General features: G+C 63.8%; 1 protein-coding gene. It reads right to left on the bottom strand.

What is annotated here, in order from left to right:
- On the bottom strand, positions 1 to 341 hold a 341-nt coding region (locus J5M67_RS28155), incomplete at its 3' end, for an OmpA family protein (protein WP_207888638.1).
- Positions 342 to 481: the final 140 nt, after the last annotated feature.

The raw sequence follows: 481 nt of genomic DNA on the forward strand, positions 1-481 counted from the left end.
AGGTTGTACTCGCTCGTGCCGCGCTCGTCGGTGTTGCCCTGGATCAGGATGTGGCGTTGCGGATGGCTCTTCAGGTATTGCGCGTGTTGCTGCAGCAGCGCCTGGTATTGGTCCTGCACCGAGTAGCTGTCGAAATCGAAGTACACGCTGCGCTTCGCGAGCGGGCTGTTCGGATCGTTCAGCGGATCGACGGTCACCTGCGCGACGTTTTCGGGATTCGGTTGCGTGCTGACCGCGTCGCCCTGGTTCGCGTGCTCGTCGAGCTTCACGCCCGACTTGCATGCCGCGAGCGCGCCGATCATCAGCATCGCGAACGCCAGACGAAGTTTCTTCGACATCATGGTTACTCTCCTTGTGGTCATTGCATGAAGGGCCCCCAGGACGGCTCGCGGATCGCGCCGCCCTGAACGGACAAGATCTGCGGCGGCGCGCTGCCGTCGGACGGAACGGCCGCCAGCACGCTGCGGCCCCCCGATTGTGT

Origin of the sequence: Pseudomonas sp. 30_B (assembly GCF_017491605.1) — a bacterium.
Taxonomy (GTDB): domain Bacteria; phylum Pseudomonadota; class Gammaproteobacteria; order Pseudomonadales; family Pseudomonadaceae; genus Pseudomonas.